18 protein-coding genes are annotated in these 16,949 nt (G+C 71.1%); 8 read left to right on the forward strand and 10 right to left on the reverse strand.

Annotation, left to right across the window (positions count from 1 at the left end):
- Window positions 1-8: 8 nt before the first annotated feature.
- The 4 genes from H4F70_RS10895 to H4F70_RS10910 form a co-directional block, all read right to left on the reverse strand.
- Window positions 9-311, reverse strand: a complete 303-nt coding sequence (locus H4F70_RS10895; RefSeq protein ID WP_182357205.1) for a hypothetical protein — start codon at window positions 309-311, stop codon at window positions 9-11.
- 279 nt (window positions 312-590) lie between these two features.
- Window positions 591-1,793, reverse strand: coding sequence for an MFS transporter (locus H4F70_RS10900; RefSeq protein WP_220471694.1), 1,203 nt, complete (start codon window positions 1,791-1,793; stop codon window positions 591-593).
- A gap of 193 nt (window positions 1,794-1,986) precedes the next feature.
- A complete protein-coding gene (locus tag H4F70_RS10905; RefSeq protein WP_182357206.1) occupies window positions 1,987-2,475 on the reverse strand; it encodes a helix-turn-helix domain-containing protein in 489 nt (162 codons plus the stop codon).
- Between the two features lies 1 nt (window position 2,476).
- Window positions 2,477-3,139: a hypothetical protein gene (locus H4F70_RS10910; RefSeq protein WP_182357207.1), complete on the reverse strand. Its 663-nt coding sequence runs from the start codon at window positions 3,137-3,139 to the stop codon at window positions 2,477-2,479.
- A 128-nt stretch (window positions 3,140-3,267) separates the two neighbouring features.
- On the opposite strand from H4F70_RS10910, the gene H4F70_RS10915 reads away from it, so the two are divergent.
- Complete coding sequence (locus H4F70_RS10915; protein WP_182357208.1) at window positions 3,268-3,792, forward strand: SRPBCC domain-containing protein; 525 nt, start codon at window positions 3,268-3,270, stop codon at window positions 3,790-3,792.
- Window positions 3,793-3,810: 18 nt separating this feature from the next.
- Here the strand turns inward: H4F70_RS10915 and H4F70_RS10920 are convergent, their stop codons facing one another.
- The 3 genes from H4F70_RS10920 to H4F70_RS10930 all read right to left on the reverse strand — a co-directional run bounded on the left by H4F70_RS10920 (window position 3,811) and on the right by H4F70_RS10930 (window position 7,512).
- Window positions 3,811-4,365, reverse strand: coding sequence for a class I SAM-dependent methyltransferase (locus H4F70_RS10920; protein WP_235681053.1), 555 nt, complete (start codon window positions 4,363-4,365; stop codon window positions 3,811-3,813).
- Window positions 4,366-4,501: 136 nt separating this feature from the next.
- The gene (locus H4F70_RS10925; RefSeq protein WP_182357210.1) at window positions 4,502-5,650 is read right to left on the reverse strand and encodes an FAD-dependent monooxygenase; all 1,149 of its coding nucleotides are present in this window, start codon (window positions 5,648-5,650) and stop codon (window positions 4,502-4,504) included.
- 329 nt (window positions 5,651-5,979) lie between these two features.
- Window positions 5,980-7,512 carry a hypothetical protein gene (locus tag H4F70_RS10930; protein WP_182357211.1) on the reverse strand — a complete coding sequence of 511 codons (1,533 nt, stop codon included), beginning with the start codon at window positions 7,510-7,512 and terminating at the stop codon, window positions 5,980-5,982.
- Window positions 7,513-7,686: 174 nt separating this feature from the next.
- Between H4F70_RS10930 and H4F70_RS10935 the strand changes: the two genes are divergently transcribed.
- The gene (locus tag H4F70_RS10935) at window positions 7,687-8,484 is read left to right on the forward strand and encodes an alpha/beta fold hydrolase (RefSeq protein ID WP_182357212.1); all 798 of its coding nucleotides are present in this window, start codon (window positions 7,687-7,689) and stop codon (window positions 8,482-8,484) included.
- A 190-nt stretch (window positions 8,485-8,674) separates the two neighbouring features.
- Here the strand turns inward: H4F70_RS10935 and H4F70_RS10940 are convergent, their stop codons facing one another.
- Window positions 8,675-9,538 (reverse strand): mycofactocin-coupled SDR family oxidoreductase, encoded by an 864-nt coding sequence (locus tag H4F70_RS10940; RefSeq protein ID WP_235681054.1) that lies wholly within the window; start codon window positions 9,536-9,538, stop codon window positions 8,675-8,677.
- The gene (locus H4F70_RS10945) at window positions 9,535-10,392 is read right to left on the reverse strand and encodes an amidohydrolase family protein (protein ID WP_182357213.1); all 858 of its coding nucleotides are present in this window, start codon (window positions 10,390-10,392) and stop codon (window positions 9,535-9,537) included. Before H4F70_RS10945 ends, H4F70_RS10940 begins: the two co-directional genes overlap by 4 nt.
- A gap of 91 nt (window positions 10,393-10,483) precedes the next feature.
- On the opposite strand from H4F70_RS10945, the gene H4F70_RS20830 reads away from it, so the two are divergent.
- On the forward strand, window positions 10,484-11,362 hold the full coding sequence (locus tag H4F70_RS20830) for a LysR family transcriptional regulator (protein ID WP_182357214.1): 879 nt from the start codon (window positions 10,484-10,486) through the stop codon (window positions 11,360-11,362).
- A gap of 17 nt (window positions 11,363-11,379) precedes the next feature.
- Here H4F70_RS20830 and H4F70_RS10955 read toward each other — a convergent pair whose 3' ends face one another.
- The gene (locus H4F70_RS10955; RefSeq protein WP_182357215.1) at window positions 11,380-11,688 is read right to left on the reverse strand and encodes a hypothetical protein; all 309 of its coding nucleotides are present in this window, start codon (window positions 11,686-11,688) and stop codon (window positions 11,380-11,382) included.
- 396 nt (window positions 11,689-12,084) lie between these two features.
- On the opposite strand from H4F70_RS10955, the gene H4F70_RS10960 reads away from it, so the two are divergent.
- The 5 genes from H4F70_RS10960 (at window position 12,085) to H4F70_RS10980 (ending at window position 16,930) form a co-directional block, all read left to right on the forward strand.
- On the forward strand, window positions 12,085-12,852 hold the full coding sequence (locus H4F70_RS10960; RefSeq protein WP_182357216.1) for a hypothetical protein: 768 nt from the start codon (window positions 12,085-12,087) through the stop codon (window positions 12,850-12,852).
- Window positions 12,845-13,129, forward strand: a complete 285-nt coding sequence (locus H4F70_RS10965; protein ID WP_182347782.1) for a hypothetical protein — start codon at window positions 12,845-12,847, stop codon at window positions 13,127-13,129. The genes H4F70_RS10960 and H4F70_RS10965 overlap by 8 nt, the downstream gene beginning before the upstream one ends.
- Before the next feature lie 386 nt (window positions 13,130-13,515).
- Window positions 13,516-14,400: an alpha/beta fold hydrolase gene (locus H4F70_RS10970; RefSeq protein ID WP_182357217.1), complete on the forward strand. Its 885-nt coding sequence runs from the start codon at window positions 13,516-13,518 to the stop codon at window positions 14,398-14,400.
- Window positions 14,401-14,475: 75 nt separating this feature from the next.
- Complete coding sequence (locus H4F70_RS10975) at window positions 14,476-16,068, forward strand: class I adenylate-forming enzyme family protein (RefSeq protein WP_182357218.1); 1,593 nt, start codon at window positions 14,476-14,478, stop codon at window positions 16,066-16,068.
- 10 nt (window positions 16,069-16,078) lie between these two features.
- Window positions 16,079-16,930 carry an SDR family oxidoreductase gene (locus H4F70_RS10980; RefSeq protein ID WP_182357219.1) on the forward strand — a complete coding sequence of 284 codons (852 nt, stop codon included), beginning with the start codon at window positions 16,079-16,081 and terminating at the stop codon, window positions 16,928-16,930.
- Window positions 16,931-16,949 lie beyond the last annotated feature (19 nt).

Below are 16,949 nucleotides of genomic sequence, written 5' to 3' on the forward strand. Positions count from 1 at the left end.
GCCCCCGGCTACCCGTACACCTCCGGCGGGGCGGTCCCGTCCGACTTGGGCCACGTCTCTCCGGCCACCTCGATCCGGTCGACGGCAAGGGACCGGATGTGCACGTCGCCCGCCTCGAGCTTGCGGACGACCGCCCTGCCGACGGCGATACGGCCGATGGCGACGGCGCCCACGGCGAGCGCGCCCACCGCGCACGCCGCCAGTGCCAACGGGGCCGCCGCGGTGGGCCCCAGCGCCCGCGGACCGGCCGCCCGCGGTCCGATCACGTGCGGCCTGCGCAGTTCGCCATCCGTGCATGCAGTGCAGCCCATGGTCACTCCCCTTTCCGCGCCTGCCCTCGCGATGGTAGGCGCGTCAGCCGGCGGGCGGAGCGGATTCCGCGGCGCCGCGTGAATCCGCTGACGGGAGCGGGTCGATGTCCTTCTCGGGAGGCCAAGGAATGCGGAAGCATTCGCGTCGCCCCGCCGCACGGCGCCCACCAGTACGGAAGCGGACGAATGCAGCACCGACCTGCGGATGCCGTGGCCGACCGGGCACACCCGATCACTTCCGCAATGCAGAGGCTTGCACACCGACCCCAGCCTGCACCTTCACCGCATGAGATCCGGGGCGAACAGCAACGCCGTCACCGCCCCCGCGGCGCTCAGCCCGCACAGCACCCAGAACACGCCGGCCACGTCGTCGCCGATGCCCAGCCCGATCACGAACACGAGCAGCGCCCCCACACCGTTGGCGAACCCCAGCGCGATTCCCGAGCCCATCGACCGGTTCTCCGGGAAGATGTCCTGGCCTATCAGCACCGTTACCGGCGCCGTCATGAACAGCGCGATGCCCAGTGCGCCGGCCACGATCCACGCCCACGGCCCGTCCAGGTAGGCCATCGGGGCGACGAGCACGGCCGCGCCCAGCGCCGATGCGATGAGCACCGGCCGCCGTCCCACCCTGTCGCTGAGGTGCCCGCCCGCGAAGTTGCCCACCACCCCCACCACCGTCATCGTGGTGATCACCGACGCGCCGCTCACCAGGCTTTCGCCGCGGGAGTCCCACAGAATCGGCAGGAAGGTGACGAACGAGAAGACGGTGACTGTCCGGATCCCCTGGTAGCCGATGAGCACGGCGAGGGGCCGCGCGTGCGTGCGCCATCGGATCGCCCTGCCCTGTCCGCGCCGGTCCGGCAACGACGGCGCCCACCGCAGGATCCATGGCACCGTCACGAGGCCGGGCACGGCGAGGATCCACAGACCGCCGAGCCCCAGGTGGGCGACGATGAGGCTGGCGAGCGTGGGCCACAGGCCGCGACCCAGCTCGCCTCCGACGAGGAACGCCGAGGTGACGAGGCCCTGACGGCCGGCCATCATCGCGCGGATGCCGGCGAGCGCCTGCGGATGGAAGAACGCGTTGCCGACGCCGATGAGCACCAGCAGTGCGATCATCGACCACAGGCTGTGCGCCACGCCCAGCAGCCCGCCGCCGACGGAGCTCGTGGTGAGGCCGATCATGATGAGGCTACGTCCGCCGATCCTGTCGGCCAGGCGCCCGGTGAACGGTTGGAGCGCCTGCCCGATGGTGAGCGCCGTGACGAGCACGCCGGCCATCTTCGCGGGCTGGTCGAGGGTGGCGAGCACCGCCGGCAGCACGCCGGGCAAATAGTTCGATGCGCCGTCGTTGAGCAGGTGCGCCCAGGTGAGGCCGCCCAGCCGGGTGCGAAACCGGTCGATGCCGCCGTCCCGCGCCGCCTGCCCCGTCGTCACCGCCACCATCACGACGCTCGGCCCCGGCGGCGCCGCTGTCAAGGCCGCGCGATCGAGACCAGCTGCCCGCCGTTCCGAGCACCTCCTACCCGATCCGAGCTCCGGATCCCGGTCCTGCAGCGAGAAACGGTGCGCGGGCTGCCCGATGAGTAGCAGCGGCTGCTCGGGCTCGGGTTGTACGACGCAATCGAGAACGGCGGCGGCCGCATGGGCGCCGCCGACCTGCAGGATCCCGTCAAGCTGATGGCGGCCGGAAATCTGTAGCGGCCTGCGGCGGCCCGTCGGCCTCGCGCCGCCGTGCCGCCGCTTCGGCGATCAACTCGGCCTTCACCAGCACGGCGGCGGACGGCATCACGGTCCCCCGCAGGTAGGTGGACATACGTGACGGCGACGTTCCGACCGCACGGGCGAATGCGGCCGCTGTGCCCCCGAACCGGGCTGTGTTCTCGTTGAGGCGGTCCGTGACGAGCGACCGCGCCGCCCGATCCTGCGCGGCCGCCAGTCGGCGACGCAGGACGGCGACGACGCCGACGTCCTCTGCCAGTTCGAGAGCAGTATCGAGCTGTTCTGCCAGTGCACCGTAGGGCTCCAGATCGACTGCAGCGCCGATGCGCCGCCAATCCCTGAGCGAGCCGCGGTCGATCGCAGTCAGCAGGCCCTCGACACCCCACTGCTCAACTGGGTCCTCGGGTGTGACGTCGAGATTCCGGAATCGCAACACCATCTCATGCCTCCAGAATCGCATCGGCGACTGCGCGGCAGACGGCTACGACGCGCTGCCACGAATGCCACCGGGGGTCGAGTTGCTTGTACCGGTCAAGCGTGCGCGTGGTGTCGGCATCAGACGGACGGGGTGCGCCCAATTGCCGCAGAAGTTGGGACGCCACTGAGTCCGTGCCGGACGGCGACGCGTAGTACGCGTCTATGCCGGCGAAGGCCCGTCCCGCCCACTCGATGCCGAACCGGTCGGACAAGGCGGCCACGTCGAGGAAGTCGCGCGTCTGGTTCCGCTTGACCACGAGATACGCCTTGATGCGGAGCGTTTCCTCCCGAGTCGGCACGATGAGCCGGGCCTCACCGACGTGCGCGACTTCAGTCTCCAACGGCTGTTCGCGGATCAACTGCCGCACTCCGGCTTCGATCTCGCCGAGCTCGCCGAGGATGACCTTCCCGGGCACCGCACGGTTGAGCACCCACTCCGGATCCGATTCCAGCGCCTCCAGTACCGCGTCGAAACGGTCACGAAGATCGCGCAGAACATGATCATGATCGGTGGAAAGCCGATGCCTTGAGTGATATGCCGCCGCACTGCCGCCGACGAGCACAGCATCCGGAACCAGCTGCTGCAGGCGCGCTGCCGAACGCAATACTTCATCGAGATCAACCACGAACCAATATTATCAGAATTGATAACTGACGGATCCCGTAGCGCCCAGCGGTTCGGCCCGGAAGTCGTTACCCTCCGGTGGTAGATCTTGTCGTGGCCGACCCACCTCACCCGCCGGAAGGACCGCACATGACTCCGCCCCGCGCCTACGGCACGCTCACCACGGACGATGGCCGCCCGACGCTCCGGTTCGAGCTGGACGTGCCCTATCCGGTGGAGCGCGTGTGGCGGGCGGTGAGCGTTCCGGCCGAGCTTGAGCAGTTCTTCCCCGCCGCCGCACCGTGGACGCCCGTCACCGGCGAAGAGGTCGACCTGGGCGGTCCGGTACTCACGGTCACGGAGGCGAGCCCGCCACACCGGCTGGAGTGGACGTTCGCCGGCCAGCCGCAGAGCTTCGCGCTGTCGGAGCAGGGCGACGGCTGCACGCTGGTGTTCACGCACGTCATCGGCGACCTGCCCGCGGCGCAGACGGCCGCGGGGTGGGAGTGCTACCTCTCGCGGCTCGAACCGCATCTGGCGGGCGGGCACCGCACCGAAGCGGAGGCGCACGAGCACTGGCTGCAGATCCACGACCTGTATGCGGAGAAGTTCGGCGTCGACCCAGAGCCGGGCCGCGCCTGGGCCGCGGCGAATCTGGGCGGCGGCGCCGGCTGACGCGGCCGCGTCCGTCTGTTACTGCGGTTTCCTTGCGACGAGCCGCTCCACCACGCCGAGCTTGAACCGGTCCGCCCTTTCCACAACGAATCCCGCGGCGACCACGTTGTCGTGAGGCCTGCGGCGGAAGTGCTCGCCGCCCAGCGGGATCGAGAACGCTTCCAGCCCTCGCTGCACCCCGCGCGCGATCCGGGACGTGCTGGCGACGTGGTCGACGAGAATGAGCTTCCCGCCCAGGCGCAACACCCTGTGCATCTCGGCCACGGCCCTGTCGATGTCCGGGATGGCGCACAACCCGAACGTGCACACCGCCGTGTCGAATGCCCCGTCGTCGAAGGGCAGCGCGTGCGCATCGGCCTGGCGCAGCGTCACCTTGCGGCCCAGCGACGCAGCCCTGTCGCGGGCCTGCGCCAGCATCTCCTCGCTGAGGTCGATGCCGGTCAGTGCGGCGTCCTCCGGGTAGAGGGGCAGGTTGAGCCCCGTGCCCACGGCCACCTCGAGGACCTCGCCGGACGCCTGCCCGCAGGCCCATTGCCGCGAGTCGCCGAACACCCAGCGGTCCATCTGCTGCATCGACTGGTCGTAGTGGCCGGAGTGCTTATCCCAGTACCTGTGCCACCGTTCCGCGCGGGGGTCGGCGGGCGACGGACCGGGCGAAGGCGCTGGCGAGCTCGTCATGGTGCCAGCCAACCATGCCGACGTTCCGGAGTCATCGGGATTCGCCCGGAGAAACCCGCTGCGGTTCCTGCCACCGCGCCACGCGTGCCGACGCTCGCACCGCCACGCCCGCCGGCATCGCCCGCATCAGCACGTCCCGCGCGGCCACCACGGCCGGATGCGACGCCTGCGTCACGCTCCCCGCCAGACGCGAACCGCGCCAGAGAGCCCGCGCCCGCCGTCGTCGCAGCCGGTCGTACTCGTCCAACGCCGCGTCGAGCGCCCCCGCACTGCGCAGCAGCAGCACCAGGGTGACGGCGTCCTCGATGGCCTGCCCGGCGCCCTGGCCCAGGTCCGGGGTCATCGCGTGGGCGGCGTCGCCGAGCAGCACTCCCCGTCCCGCGACGAACCGCGGTGGCAACGCTGCGAGGTCGTGGATGTCGTGCCGCAACAGCGCGGATCTCGGAGTCGCGTCGAGCAGCGCGGGGATCGGCGCATGCCAACCGCCGAACCGCGCGCGCAGCAGCGCGGGCTCGTCGCCGAAGTCCGTGCCCTCCTCGGCGGTGAGCACGGCGAACCAGTAGACGCGGTCGTCGGGCAGGGGCACGATTCCGAACCGCGCGCCCGCGCCCCACGTCTCCCCCGCCTCGTCCGCGAGGTGCCCGCGCGACGCCGTAACGCCGCGCCAGGCGGTGTATCCGGCGTAGCGGACGCCGCAGTCGAGTCCCCACGCCGTGCGGGCGGTGCTGCGCACCCCGTCCGCGGCAATGACCAGGTCGAACGACTCCTCGCTGCCGTCCACCGTGACGACGGGCGCGCCGCCGGGGGCCGCCCGGGCAGTGCGACCCGCGCGCACCGTTCCCTCGGCGAGCGGCGCGAGGAGCGCGGAATGCAGCTCCGCGCGGTGCAGGCTGCGCACCGCCGGACCGGATCCGGGCGACACGGAGACGAGCCATCGTCCCGACGGGCGTCGCTGCCCGGACCGCATCCGGCCCAGCGCGTCGCCGCTGACGGCCCGGACGGTGTCGCCCAGCCCGATCGCGTCGAGCGCAGCGAACGCGTTGGCGAACAGGGTCAGCCCGGCGCCGACCGCACCGGGGGTGCCGCTCCGTTCGAAGACGACGACGTCGTGGCCGTCGGCCTGCAGTCCGGCCGCGGCGACGAGCCCGCCGATGCCGGCGCCGATGATTCCGATACGCATGGGTGCCAGTGTGGCCGACGGGGCCCGCCGGGCGGTCGGATAGCGGCCGGTCGGTGAATCTCGTGATGCGCGGCGCAATCCGCCCTTCGCCGCATCCGTCTTCGAATCCGCGGTCGACGTCTATGCGGCGGATCCACAAGCCGCCTGACCAGGCCTTTCGTAAGGCTCTGGATAGCGGAAGGAATCGCGTCGCCGCACTACCTGGGATTTCGTTGTGGCTGAGCCGACGACCGGCGGCGATGTCGCGTGGAACGCAAGCAGAATCTTTTCCGCAATCCCTAGCCTGCCGAAGAGCACCGCCGCCTGCCGGAAAGCGCCCGCCCAGAGCGTCACCCCGCCGTGAGCAGCACCGCGCCCGGTCGGCCGAATCGCACGGCGTATCCCCCGGCGTCAGCCGACACGGGCGACGATCCCGGCGCGAACGCCCCGTCGGCCGCGACTGTCGTGCCCGCGTACGTCGCCGCGCCGACGGTGTCGACGGACTCCCCGTCGAGTCGCTGCATCGCGGCCGTGCCGCCCGGTCCGCCGTCGATGACCACGCGGACGGTGCCGTCGAAACCGCGGTCCATGTCGTCGACGATCACCCGCACCGCCCCCTCCGGCATGCGCACCGCGAAGGCGGACACGTGCGCGGCGCCGTCCACCGTCACCGGCAGCACGGCTCCGCCGGCCATCCGGCCCACCATGTACGCCCCGTAATAGTTGGGGTTGACGCGCGCGGTGCCGGCGTCGGAGGCGGCCGGGTCGGCGAAGCAGATCATCGAATAGCTCGTGCAGTCGTCGATGTGGTCGTGCAGGTTGATCCCGGCGACGCCCTCGCGGGCGGCGGTCATCGCGTAGTCGACGGTCCACAGCGCGGCGCCGAAGGTGTCCGTCACCCCGGGCCGGCCCTCCATGGCCACCGAGTTGGTCTCGGAGATGCGCGGCACCATCCCCGCGCCCGCCGCCTTGGCGACGAAGTACCGCAGGAACGCCTCCTGCTTGTCGGAGGACTCGCGGGAGAGCAGCTTGTCCACCGTCGGCAGGCCGCCCACCGCGTCCGACAACGCCTGCGGAAAGCCCATCCGTTCGGTGTTGACGAACGGGTAGTAGTGCTGGGTGAGCGCGGCGCCGGGTGCCCCGAACGCGGCGATGTACGCGTCGAGCCACGGATCGAGCGCGGCCGGCAGAAGCGGGTCGATCGCCGGGTTGCCCACCGCTCCCCCGGCCGTGTCCGGACCGCTGACGGGAGTGCCGGGCGCCGCGGCCGCGATGGCGTCGCGGTAGGCCCGCGAGTCGGGGATGTACTGCTGCGGCACCAGGTACTGCGGCCGCTCCCCGCCGCCGAAGAGGCCGACCACCGGGTACACGTTGGGTTCGTTGCCGATCTGGATGGACCGCAGTCGGGGGCCGATCCGCTCGCGCGCCTGCGCCGCCTCCTGTGCGGCGGCGGCCGGGTCGGGGCGAGCCAGGTTGACGCCGAGATCGACGGTGGTGTCGGTGGCCTCGGCGAGCGCGCCGAGTCGGCTCAGGTCGTCCGGGGAGACGGCGGCCTCGGCCCAGGCGGGCGGCGGCGCCGACGGGTCGGGCTGCCAGGCCGTGTTGTCCACGGCGTTGGCGGAGAAGCGCAGGTTCCCGGCGCCGAGGTGTCCGATGAGCTCGTCGACGTTGCTGCGCGCGGGGTCGGTCCACGTGCGGTGCAACTGGTCGGCCTCGAAGGACAGCCCCAGGAAGTCCTCGGGGATGACGCGGCCGGGGGCGGTGGCGTCGACGCGCACGGTGACCATGTCCGGCGCATCGGCTGCCGCCGGCCCCGCCAACCCGGCCAGCGCCGTCAGCGTCATCGTTCCGACCGCCGCGATCGCCGCGCCCCGGATTCCCATACCTCGGATTCCCGCACCCATGTCCCACTCCCCTCTCCGCTTCCCGCACGGTACGAGGAGGACGGCTGCCGCGCGGGGTTTTCGCTGGGTTGGGCTCCGGAGGTGCGATGCCGTGGTGCCGTGCGCTCGGGCAACACCCGCATCCACCGCCCCGGCGGCGCCTATCCTGAGGTCATGGCCGAATCGGGCACGATCAGGATCGACGGCGCCACCCTCGCCTATACCGATCACGGTGGCGAGGGCCCGGTGGTCTTCCACGCGCACGGACTGTCCTCGTGCAGCGCCAATGAACAGGCGGCGGGACTCATCGACGCCGATGCGATACGCGGCGCGGGACTGCGCCTGATCGCCTACGACGCCCGCGGACACGGCGGCTCCTCCGGACGACCCGACCCGGCCGACTACACGTGGGACAACCTGGCCGACGACCTGCTCGCGCTCGCCGACGTGTTCTCGCCCGGCGCCCCCGTGCATGCCATCGGCGTGTCGATGGGCACCGCGACCATCCTGCACGCGCTCACCCGGCGCCCGGAGCGGTTCCGTTCCGTCGTGCTCGGCGCCCCGCCCACCGCGTGGGCCACACGCGCAGCGCAGGCGGCCGTCTACGGCGAACTCGCCGCAGCAATAGAGGACGACGCAGCCGCCGCGGCGTCGATGATGGAGAGCATGCCGGTGCCGGAGATCTTCGCCGACACCGACCGGCGGGACCCCGCCCCCGCGGTCGATCCACACCTGCTGCCCGCCGTGCTGCGCGGTGCCGGAGTCAGCGACCTGCCCGAACCCCGCGCGCTTGCCGCCGTCGCACTGCCGGTGCTGCTCCTCGCGTGGGATACGGACCCGGGCCACCCGGTCTCCACCACGGAGCGACTGGCGTTGTTGCTGCCGGACGCCGACGCGCACATCTCGCTCACCGCTGCCGACGTCGGCACCTGGCCGGGACGCGCCGCCGAGTTCTTCGCCACCCGCGGATAGTCGCCGGCGCCGACAATAGGGGCCCTCGGGTTCAGCCCGCGGCGAGTTGGTGCGCCCGCTAATAGGAGTTGGCCGATGCCACGCCGCCGCGTTCGGTGGACATTGGGTTGCAATCACCGGTCCGAAGCAACCAAAAGTCCACCCAGTGCCGGGTCTCACCAGAGTCAGAGAGCGCCGACCGCACGGGCCCCTACGGCATCCGCGCAGACACCCCGGCCCCGATCTCGAGGGTCTCCCCGGTGACGTGCCGCGCGGCCGGCGACGCCAGGTACGCGACGGCGGCGGTGACGTCGGCCGGGTCGGTCCACGGCTCGCCGAGCGGATTGAGTCGGGCGTACCGGCCGCGGACCTGCTCGCGGGTGGGCTCGTCCATGTCGGGCGCGAACAGCGAGTACATCGCCGGGTTGTGCACCATGTCGGTGGACACGGTGCCGGGGCAGACGATGTTGGCGGTGACCCCCGTACCGGCGAGCTCCAGGGCGAGGGTCTTCGTCAACCCGATCACCCCCCACTTGGCCGCCGAATAGTGGCCCAGGTTGGGGGTGCCGGAACGTCCCCCCATGGAGGCGACGGTGATGATCCGGCCCCAGCCGCGCGCGGTCATCGCCGGAGCCACTGCGCGCAGCGTGTAAAAGACGCCGGTGAGGTCGACGTCGAGCATCGTCGCCCACTGGGCATCGGTCAGCTCCACCACGGGCCCGAAGCTGACGACGCCCGCGTTCGCGATGCACACGTCGATGCCGCCGAACGCGTCCACCGCCTCCTCGACGGCCCCGCGCATCCGGGCGCCGTCTCGCACGTCGGCCTGCACCGCGAGGCACCGCCCACCTGCCTCCTCGATGAGGGCGCGGGTCTGGTCGAGGTCGTCGGCTGTCGCGAGCGGGTACGGGATGGTGTCGACGTCGGCGCAGATGTCGGTGGCCACGATGGACGCGCCGCGGCGGGCGAACTCCACCGCGTGGCTGCGCCCCTGCCCGCGGGCGGCACCGGTGATGAGGACGGTCATGCCCGCGAAGTCGCGGACCGGTTCATGGGCGGGAGCAGTGGAAGTCATCGGATCCTGTACGTCGTCGCGGCGGTGTCGGTGTAGAAGTGGCGGAGCTCAGTGTCGGACGCCTCGGAGAGCAGGGTGCGGAGCGCGCCGATCCACTGGCCGTAGGTCCCTGCCATGGTCTCGATAGGCATGTTGGACCCGAACATCACCCTGTCCCAGCCGAACTCGGCGATCGCCGTCTCCACCCACGGCCTCAGCACGTCCGTGGAGAGATCGGCGGTGGCCATGCCGAGTCCGGTGACCTTGCAGGCGATGCCCGGGCGGTCGGCGCACGCTCGGATCGCGGCGTGCCACGCGTCGAACCCCTCTGCGTCGGTGGCGCCGGGCCAGCCGGTGTGTTCGAGCGCGACGGTCAGCTGCGGGTGACGCGCGAGCACGTCGAGCCACCGCTGCATCGCCTCCGGCTGTGTGACCAAATCGAAGACGTACCCCCCGCGCTCGAGCCAGTCGAGGATGGTGGCGGCGGCCGGCGAGTCCGGTGCGAGCCCGGTGAGCACCCGGATCCCGCGGAACCGCGGGCTGCGTGCCTGCCCCTCAAGGTCGGCGACGATCTCCGCCGCGTCCAAGTCGGGGTCGACGCTGCCGACGATGACGAGGTCGAGTTCTTCGCGGTCGGCGAGCAAGTCGACCCACCGCGTCTCGTCGAGGTATGCACGCGGCGCGGTGGTGGCCGAGACGTGCACGAACTTGTCGACATCCAGGTCGCCGGCGGCGGCGCGGTAGTCGTCGGGCAGGAAGTCCGCATACAGCAACGGGGTCCCCACCTGTTCGGCGAACGGCTGCAGGGCGGTGTACCAGTCGTTGTCGGTGACGCTCCACTGATGCACGTGGGCGTCGATCACTCCGCCTGTCATCAAAGGACCTCCTCGTTTCACTTGAGTCAATCCTGGGCCTCGGGTGCGGCGATCCGCCAATACCGGAGCAGCATCCATCTAGCATGTCGACATGATGGATGTTGTCAGCCTGCGCGATCTCGAATATGTGGCCGCGGTGGAACGCGAACGCAACGTCACCCGCGCGGCCGCCTCCATACCGATGGCGCAGCCGGCGCTCAGCCAGGCGATCGCACGGATCGAGCGGCGCCTCGGCGTCACGCTGTTCCGCAGGACCAGCCGCACTGTCGTGCCCACAGAGGCAGGGGCGCTGCTGGCTGAGCGCGGACGCCACCTTCTCGCGGATGTGGCCCGCACGATCGACGACACACGTGCCGCCGGCGGCCACCGCCAGGTGCGCATCCAGGTGACCGAGCCGTCGCTCACGGTGCCGCGACAGGTGTTCTCGGCGGTACGTCATGCACTGCCGGGCGCCGCCGTGCACCAGATGACGGTGCCGCGCTCGCAGGTGGCCGACATGCTCGTCAGTGGCGAGTTGACGGCCTCGGTCGGGCCCCGCGAGCACGGGCCCGGGCTGGCCACGGAAGCGCTGTGCCACGAGGCGGTGATGGCGGTCATGGCACCCGGCCATCCTCTGGCGCAGCGGGATACAGTGACGGTAGCCGACGTCGCCGGTTATCCGACCGTGTCGATAGATTCCGGGATGAGCGACTGGAATGCGACCGTGGCGCGCTACTTCACACGATTCGGTGCCGTACCGCAGTGGACGGAGTCGTCCGCGTTCGGCGCGGTCGCCGCGGCCGACCTGGTGCACGGGTCGGGGGCGGTGTTCCTTGCGCTCGAATCGATCGCCCACGGCCTTACCGGACCGAGCGAGCACCGCCCTTTCGATCCGGCATGGTCCATCACGTGGTTCGTGAATTGGCGCTCACGCCCTGCGCCGATGGCGTGGACGTCCGAGGTGGTGGACGCCATGCGGGGATCCGCGTGAACCCCGCGTCCCCGCGCTCACAACCAGACTTGCTCGAGTACGGACACGACTTCGTGCTCGTGCCGACGCCGGTATGCGCTAAGGATCCGCCGCGGCCGATCCTCACCGGGTTGTCCGACGGCCGCGGCCAAGGCCTCGATGGCATCCGCGTCGCTGGACACGGGGTTGTGGCCGATCAGCGACACGGCCGTGTGCAGCGGAGTGCCGCCACGGACCACCGGCGCGACCGGTCGATACTCGAAGCGGCCGTCGTCCGTGAACACAAGGAGCACCCGGTCGCCCTCGCGCCCACCGTGATGCTCGATGAGCCGGCGGATGGTCCCCACCGACGGCTGCGATTGCCGGAACCGTACGCCTGCTCGCCGACGGCGCTCGGCAGCAGCTTCTCTTCGCCCCAGGACAATCCGGTGTCGGCGACGACTCCGCTCGGAACGACGAACCCGGAGCCGCGCAGGTGATCGTGGGCCAACTCGACCAGCAGCCCCCACCCGTCTGCGAGCCGGTACAGCCGTGGCGATTCCTCCGGCGGCCGCACCGGCGCGCCGGGAGTGTCCCCTGGATGACCACCCGAGGCGCCGCTTGGATGGCCACGCCGGATGTCGGTGCCCACCGCTAGCGTTGCCAACGATAGCGAGCCCGACGAAGCGGACGAAAGCCCGGGGGCGGCTACGGGAAAGCGGTGGCGGGCAACACTGCGGAATCGGCGGGGTGAGGCCGTGGGAATGGACAAAGCCGAGGCGTTGACGGGGTTGCGGGAGGAGGAAAACCGCCAGAAGGCGGCGGGCAAGGAGTCGGTACCCGCGTTCGCCAAGGCGTATCGGGACAAGGCGAGGGCCGGTGAGGCGGGCGCGTTCGCCCCGGGCGACGACCAGGCGACCGGGACTTCGGGGCCGGGTGGTGGCGGTGAGCCGCCAGCTGTTCCGCCGCGTGGCGGAGGCTCAGTGGGCGGTGCCGACGAAGGCGGACTGGGCCCGCTCGTTCCTGCGGCATCAGACATACCTGACGTCGAATCGTACGACTATCGCGGGCCTCTCGGCCACGCGTCGAGCGCGAGGACTGAATCACCATTGCCTGAAGATGTCCTTCGTACCGCCGAGGTGGCATCAGCAGACTGGCCTGCTGATGAGCTGGACAAGTATTTCGAGACGCAGGCGGAACGCGATCTGGCGCAGATCCTCCGAGACCGATATGGGGTGAAGCTGAGGTCCGTCGAAGGCAGGAACAAGCCGGGAGTGAGGACGCCGGACGCCGTGACCATCGATGGGGTGCAGGGCGTCGAGATGAAGGAGGCGAGCAGCGATCGAGCAGTTCGCACTCACCTCCGTTGGGCGATGCAACAGGCCGACACCGTCGTGATTGACGCTCGACGTACTTCGCCGGACGCAGCGCGGGCGGGCCTCGACGCCGCACGACGGCAATATGGCGGCCACTACCGCGAAATTCTCCTGGTGCTGCGCGGCGGACGGGCGGTACGCTGGGCGCATGGCTAGCATCTTCTACGTGCACACGACGGCTGACGCTGATCCAGCACGTCTCGCGCGCGAGGTGCGCGCGATCGATCCGCAGATCTGGGTCGAGGTCGACGCGAACCCCGACGAAGAGTTGTTCAATGGGCCTTACACGACGATGCTGGTCTGCCACGGCCCCGGCGATCCTGGCGTCTTCGCACGCGAGCTACGGACGCGGACTCCGTACGATGTGCGATCGGATGACGAACTGGAAGTAATGCTCGGCCCGCTCCCGCGCAAGCAGGACCCCGCAGCGTAGCTGCTGCTGGGAGGGAATGCCGACGGCCGGCGCGCGGTGTCGAATACCGCCATAAGGTTCCCATTCCGGGGGTCGAATCCTCCGCCCTCCACTCACTAATGAACTGACCCCGTAACACCAGCTGCCGGGGGCTTCTCATGCCCGTGCCCTGGCGACTCGGGACACCCCAGGCTGGTCCCTTCGCCATGTCCGACACCACCACCCCCGCTGCACCCACCGGTGCGCCCCGGCGAGAAGGTCACATCGAAGGTCATCTTCCTGATGCCGGGCAGGTCGGACATCCACGCCGGGGATCGTTCCACACGTACGGTGACTCTCAGGCTCGCCGACGGTCAGTACTTCCGGGCAGATACGAATGCTCACGGCACACGGCGGGCAGGAGAACGATGAACCCCGATCCACGTACCAGCAGCGCGGAAACCTTCGATACGGCGCACACGCTGGCGGTACGCGGCATCGAACTCGGCGTGGAGCACTTCGGCGACGTCTCGGCGCCGCTCGTGTTGCTCGCCGGCGGCCCCACGATGCTCTCGTGGCCTGACTCGCTGTGCGCGGCGCTCGCGCGCGGTGGGCGCCACGTCGTGCGCTACGACCTGCGGGACGCCGGTGCCTCCACCACCCTCGACCCCACAGCGCCGCAGTACACGCTGCGCGACCTCGCGGCCGACGCAGCAGTCCTCGCCCGCACGCTCGACGACCGCCCGGCACACCTGGCGGGCATCGGGGTCGGCGGGATGGTGGCGCAGGTCGCCGCGCTCGACCATCCGGACGCGTTCACCGCGTTGACGCTCGCCGGGACGCGCCCCGTAGCACCGGGACCCGTCGACGACGACCTGCCCGACCACGACGCCACCGCGATGCAGCCACTGTTCGCGCGCCCGATGCCCGACTGGGCGGATCGCACTGCGGTGGCCGCGTTCGCGGCACGAGGTGCAGGGATCCTCGGCGACGACCCCGCGGCGGCCCGGGAGATCGCCGGACGCATCTGGGACCGCACGCCCGGCACCACGCCGGCGGTGCACATGGCCAACCAGATGGGCACCGTGTTCGCCGCACTCGACTGCGCACCCCGCTGGCGCGAACGGCTTCCCTCGCTCACTCTCCCCAGCCTGGTGGTGCACGGCCGCCGCGACCCGTTCTTCCCTGTCGGCAACGGCCAGGCGCTGGCACGCGACATCCCCGGCGCACGGCTGCTCGTCCTCGAATCGGCGGGCACCGCGATCCCCGATGCGGCCGCCGACGCGGTCGCCGCGGCCATGCTCGAGCTTTGACGGCGCGTCGGGCTGGGCACCGACGTCGCTCACAACGCGGCCCCACACGGTGGCCCGCATCACTACGCTGACTGCATGCACCCTCCGCAGGACGCCGCACCGCTCCCCTCGCTCCACACCGCGACCGTCGACGCGGTCCTCGCCGCCCGCGCCGAGGACACTCCCGACGCCCCGTTCCTCCACTTCGGCAGCGACACCGTCACCTACGCGCAGATGCACGCCCGCGCCGAGCGCGCCGCCGCAGGTTTGCGCCGTAGTGGGATCGGGCCCGGTGACCGCGTCGCCATCGCGGCCGCGAACGCACCCGAGTGGCTCGTCGCCTACTTCGCCTGCTGCCGCCTCGGCGCCGTGCTGGTGACGCTCAACGTGGCGTATCGGGAGCGCGAGTTCGTCTACATGCTCGGCCAGTCGGGGGCCCGGCTGCTGCTGTGCGACGAGCGGTCCGGCGAGTTCGAGTTCCGCCCGTTCCTCGACGCGCTGCGCCCCCGGATCACGTCGGTGGAGCGGATCGCATACTTCGGCGCGCCTGCCGCGGAGGACTCGTGGGAGAACCTCGTCGCCGCCGGTGCCGACACTATTGCAGGATCAGCCGCAGCGCCGGCGCCCGCGTCGTCCCCCGGTTCCCCCGCCGTCATCCTCTACACCTCCGGCACCACTGGGGATCCCAAGGGCGCGACGCTCACCCACCGGAGCCTGCTCGCATCGGCTGCCGCGCAGGCCGAGCGTTTCGGGCAGAAGCCCGACGACGTCGCGCTCGGCGTCATGCCGTTCAACCACGTCGGCGGGCTCACGTGCACGATCGGCGCGAGCCTCGTCTCCGGCGGCGCGGTGGCGCTGCTGCCCCGTTTCCACCCCGACCTCGTCGCGCAAGTGGTGCCCGCGCGGCGGGTGACGATGTTCGTGGGCGTGCCGACGATGTATCGCATGATGCTCGGCTCGGAGCAGTTCGCCGCCTGCGACGTCTCGAGCGTGCGGCTGTGCGTGGTGGGCGGCTCGAACCTCGAGCCGGAGCTCGCCGGGCAGGTGCGCGACCGCTTCGGCGGGCCCCGCCTGGCCAATCTGTACGGCCTCTCGGAGACGTCGGGCGCGTGCATCATCTCGCCCGCCGGCGACACCTTCGAGCAGGTGGCCACCTCGATCGGCACCGCACTCACCGGGTTCGAGGCCCGCATCGCCGCCGACGACGGCGCGCCGTTGCCCACTGGCGAGGCGGGCGAGCTGCAGGTGCGCGGGGCGTGCGTCGCCGCGGGATACTGGGAGGCGCCCGACGCGACGGCCGGCGCGTTCGGCGGCGACGGCTGGCTGTCCACCGGCGACATCGGCACGCTCAGCGACGACGGCCACGTGACGCTGCTGGCACGCAAGAAGGAGATGTACGTGCGCGGCGGCTACAACGTCTACCCCGCCGAGGTGGAGAACCTCCTCGCCACGGATCCGTCCGTGGCGATGTGCGCGGTGATCGGGGTGCCGGACTCCACGTTCGGCGAGACCGGGCACGCCTTCGTCGTCCCCGCGCCGGACGCGGCGGTGGACACCGCCGCGCTGCTGCGACTGTGCGCCGCCTCGCTCGCCGAGTACAAGGTGCCCGCCCGCATCGAGGTGGTGGACGCGCTGCCGATGACCCCGGCGGGCAAGATCCGCAAGGTGCTGCTCACGCCAGCGAACTAAGGAGAATTGCATGGCTGACATCGCTCTGACGGGCGCGACCGGCACGGTCGGCGGCATGGCGGCGCGCTTGCTCGCCGACGCCGGAGTCCCGATGCGCCTGCTCGTGCGCGACCCCTCCCGTGCGCCGGACCTGCCGGGCACCGAGGTGCAGCGGGCCGAGTACGGGGGCGACGCGTGCCGCGCGGCGCTCATCGGGATCGACACGGCGCTCATGGTGTCGACGCACGAGTCTTCCGACCGGGTGGAGGTGCACCAGGCGTTCGTGCAGGCCGCCGTCGAGGCGGGCGTGCGGCAGGTGGTGTACCTGTCGTTCGTCGGGGCGGGCGACGGCGCCGGGTTCCTGCTGGCGCGCGATCACGGCGCCACCGAGCGGATCATCCAGGATTCGGGCCTGGCGTGGACGTTCCTGCGGGACAACTTCTACGCCGAGGCGATCGCCGGGTTCGCGGGCGACGACGGTGCGCTTCGCGGTCCCGCCGGCGACGGGCGCGTGGCGGCGGTGTCGCAGCGGGACGTGGCCGCGGTGGCCGCGCACATCCTCGCCGACCCGTGGCCCCACGCGAACCGCGCCTACGACCTCACCGGCCCGGAGGCGCTCACGCTCGACCAGATCGCCGCGACGCTTATTGAAGTGACGGGGCGGCCGCACCGGTTCGTCGACGAGACGATGGACGAGGCCCGTGCCAGCAGGGCGGTGTATGACGCGCCGGCGTGGCTGGTGGACGCGTGGATCAGCACCTACACCGCGATCCGCGACGGCGAGCTCGAGCGCGTGAGCAACGCTGTGCCGACTCTGTTGGGCCGCCCGGCGATGAGTTTTGCGGAGGCGATGCGGGCGGCCGCTGCGGGACACACCACGTGAACGCACCCGGTTACCGCAG

Origin of the sequence: Tomitella gaofuii (assembly GCF_014126825.1) — a bacterium.
Lineage (GTDB): Bacteria > Actinomycetota > Actinomycetes > Mycobacteriales > Mycobacteriaceae > Tomitella > Tomitella gaofuii.

Excerpts from the sequence above, each read along its gene's own strand:
- H4F70_RS10925 (WP_182357210.1), bottom strand. The coding sequence starts at position 5,650 with ATGCGTATCGGAATCATCGGCGCCGGCATCGGCGGGCTCGTCGCCGCG.
- H4F70_RS20830 (WP_182357214.1), top strand. The coding sequence starts at position 10,484 with ATGATGGATGTTGTCAGCCTGCGCGATCTCGAATATGTGGCCGCGGTG.
- H4F70_RS10940 (WP_235681054.1), bottom strand. The coding sequence starts at position 9,538 with ATGACTTCCACTGCTCCCGCCCATGAACCGGTCCGCGACTTCGCGGGC.
- H4F70_RS10975 (WP_182357218.1), top strand. The coding sequence starts at position 14,476 with ATGCACCCTCCGCAGGACGCCGCACCGCTCCCCTCGCTCCACACCGCG.
- H4F70_RS10915 (WP_182357208.1), top strand. The coding sequence starts at position 3,268 with ATGACTCCGCCCCGCGCCTACGGCACGCTCACCACGGACGATGGCCGC.
- H4F70_RS10970 (WP_182357217.1), top strand. The coding sequence starts at position 13,516 with ATGAACCCCGATCCACGTACCAGCAGCGCGGAAACCTTCGATACGGCG.
- H4F70_RS10895 (WP_182357205.1), bottom strand. The coding sequence starts at position 311 with ATGGGCTGCACTGCATGCACGGATGGCGAACTGCGCAGGCCGCACGTG.
- H4F70_RS10945 (WP_182357213.1), bottom strand. The coding sequence starts at position 10,392 with ATGACAGGCGGAGTGATCGACGCCCACGTGCATCAGTGGAGCGTCACC.
- H4F70_RS10905 (WP_182357206.1), bottom strand. The coding sequence starts at position 2,475 with ATGGTGTTGCGATTCCGGAATCTCGACGTCACACCCGAGGACCCAGTT.
- H4F70_RS10935 (WP_182357212.1), top strand. The coding sequence starts at position 7,687 with ATGGCCGAATCGGGCACGATCAGGATCGACGGCGCCACCCTCGCCTAT.
- H4F70_RS10960 (WP_182357216.1), top strand. The coding sequence starts at position 12,085 with ATGGACAAAGCCGAGGCGTTGACGGGGTTGCGGGAGGAGGAAAACCGC.
- H4F70_RS10920 (WP_235681053.1), bottom strand. The coding sequence starts at position 4,365 with ATGCAGCAGATGGACCGCTGGGTGTTCGGCGACTCGCGGCAATGGGCC.
- H4F70_RS10980 (WP_182357219.1), top strand. The coding sequence starts at position 16,079 with ATGGCTGACATCGCTCTGACGGGCGCGACCGGCACGGTCGGCGGCATG.
- H4F70_RS10965 (WP_182347782.1), top strand. The coding sequence starts at position 12,845 with ATGGCTAGCATCTTCTACGTGCACACGACGGCTGACGCTGATCCAGCA.
- H4F70_RS10930 (WP_182357211.1), bottom strand. The coding sequence starts at position 7,512 with ATGGGAATCCGGGGCGCGGCGATCGCGGCGGTCGGAACGATGACGCTG.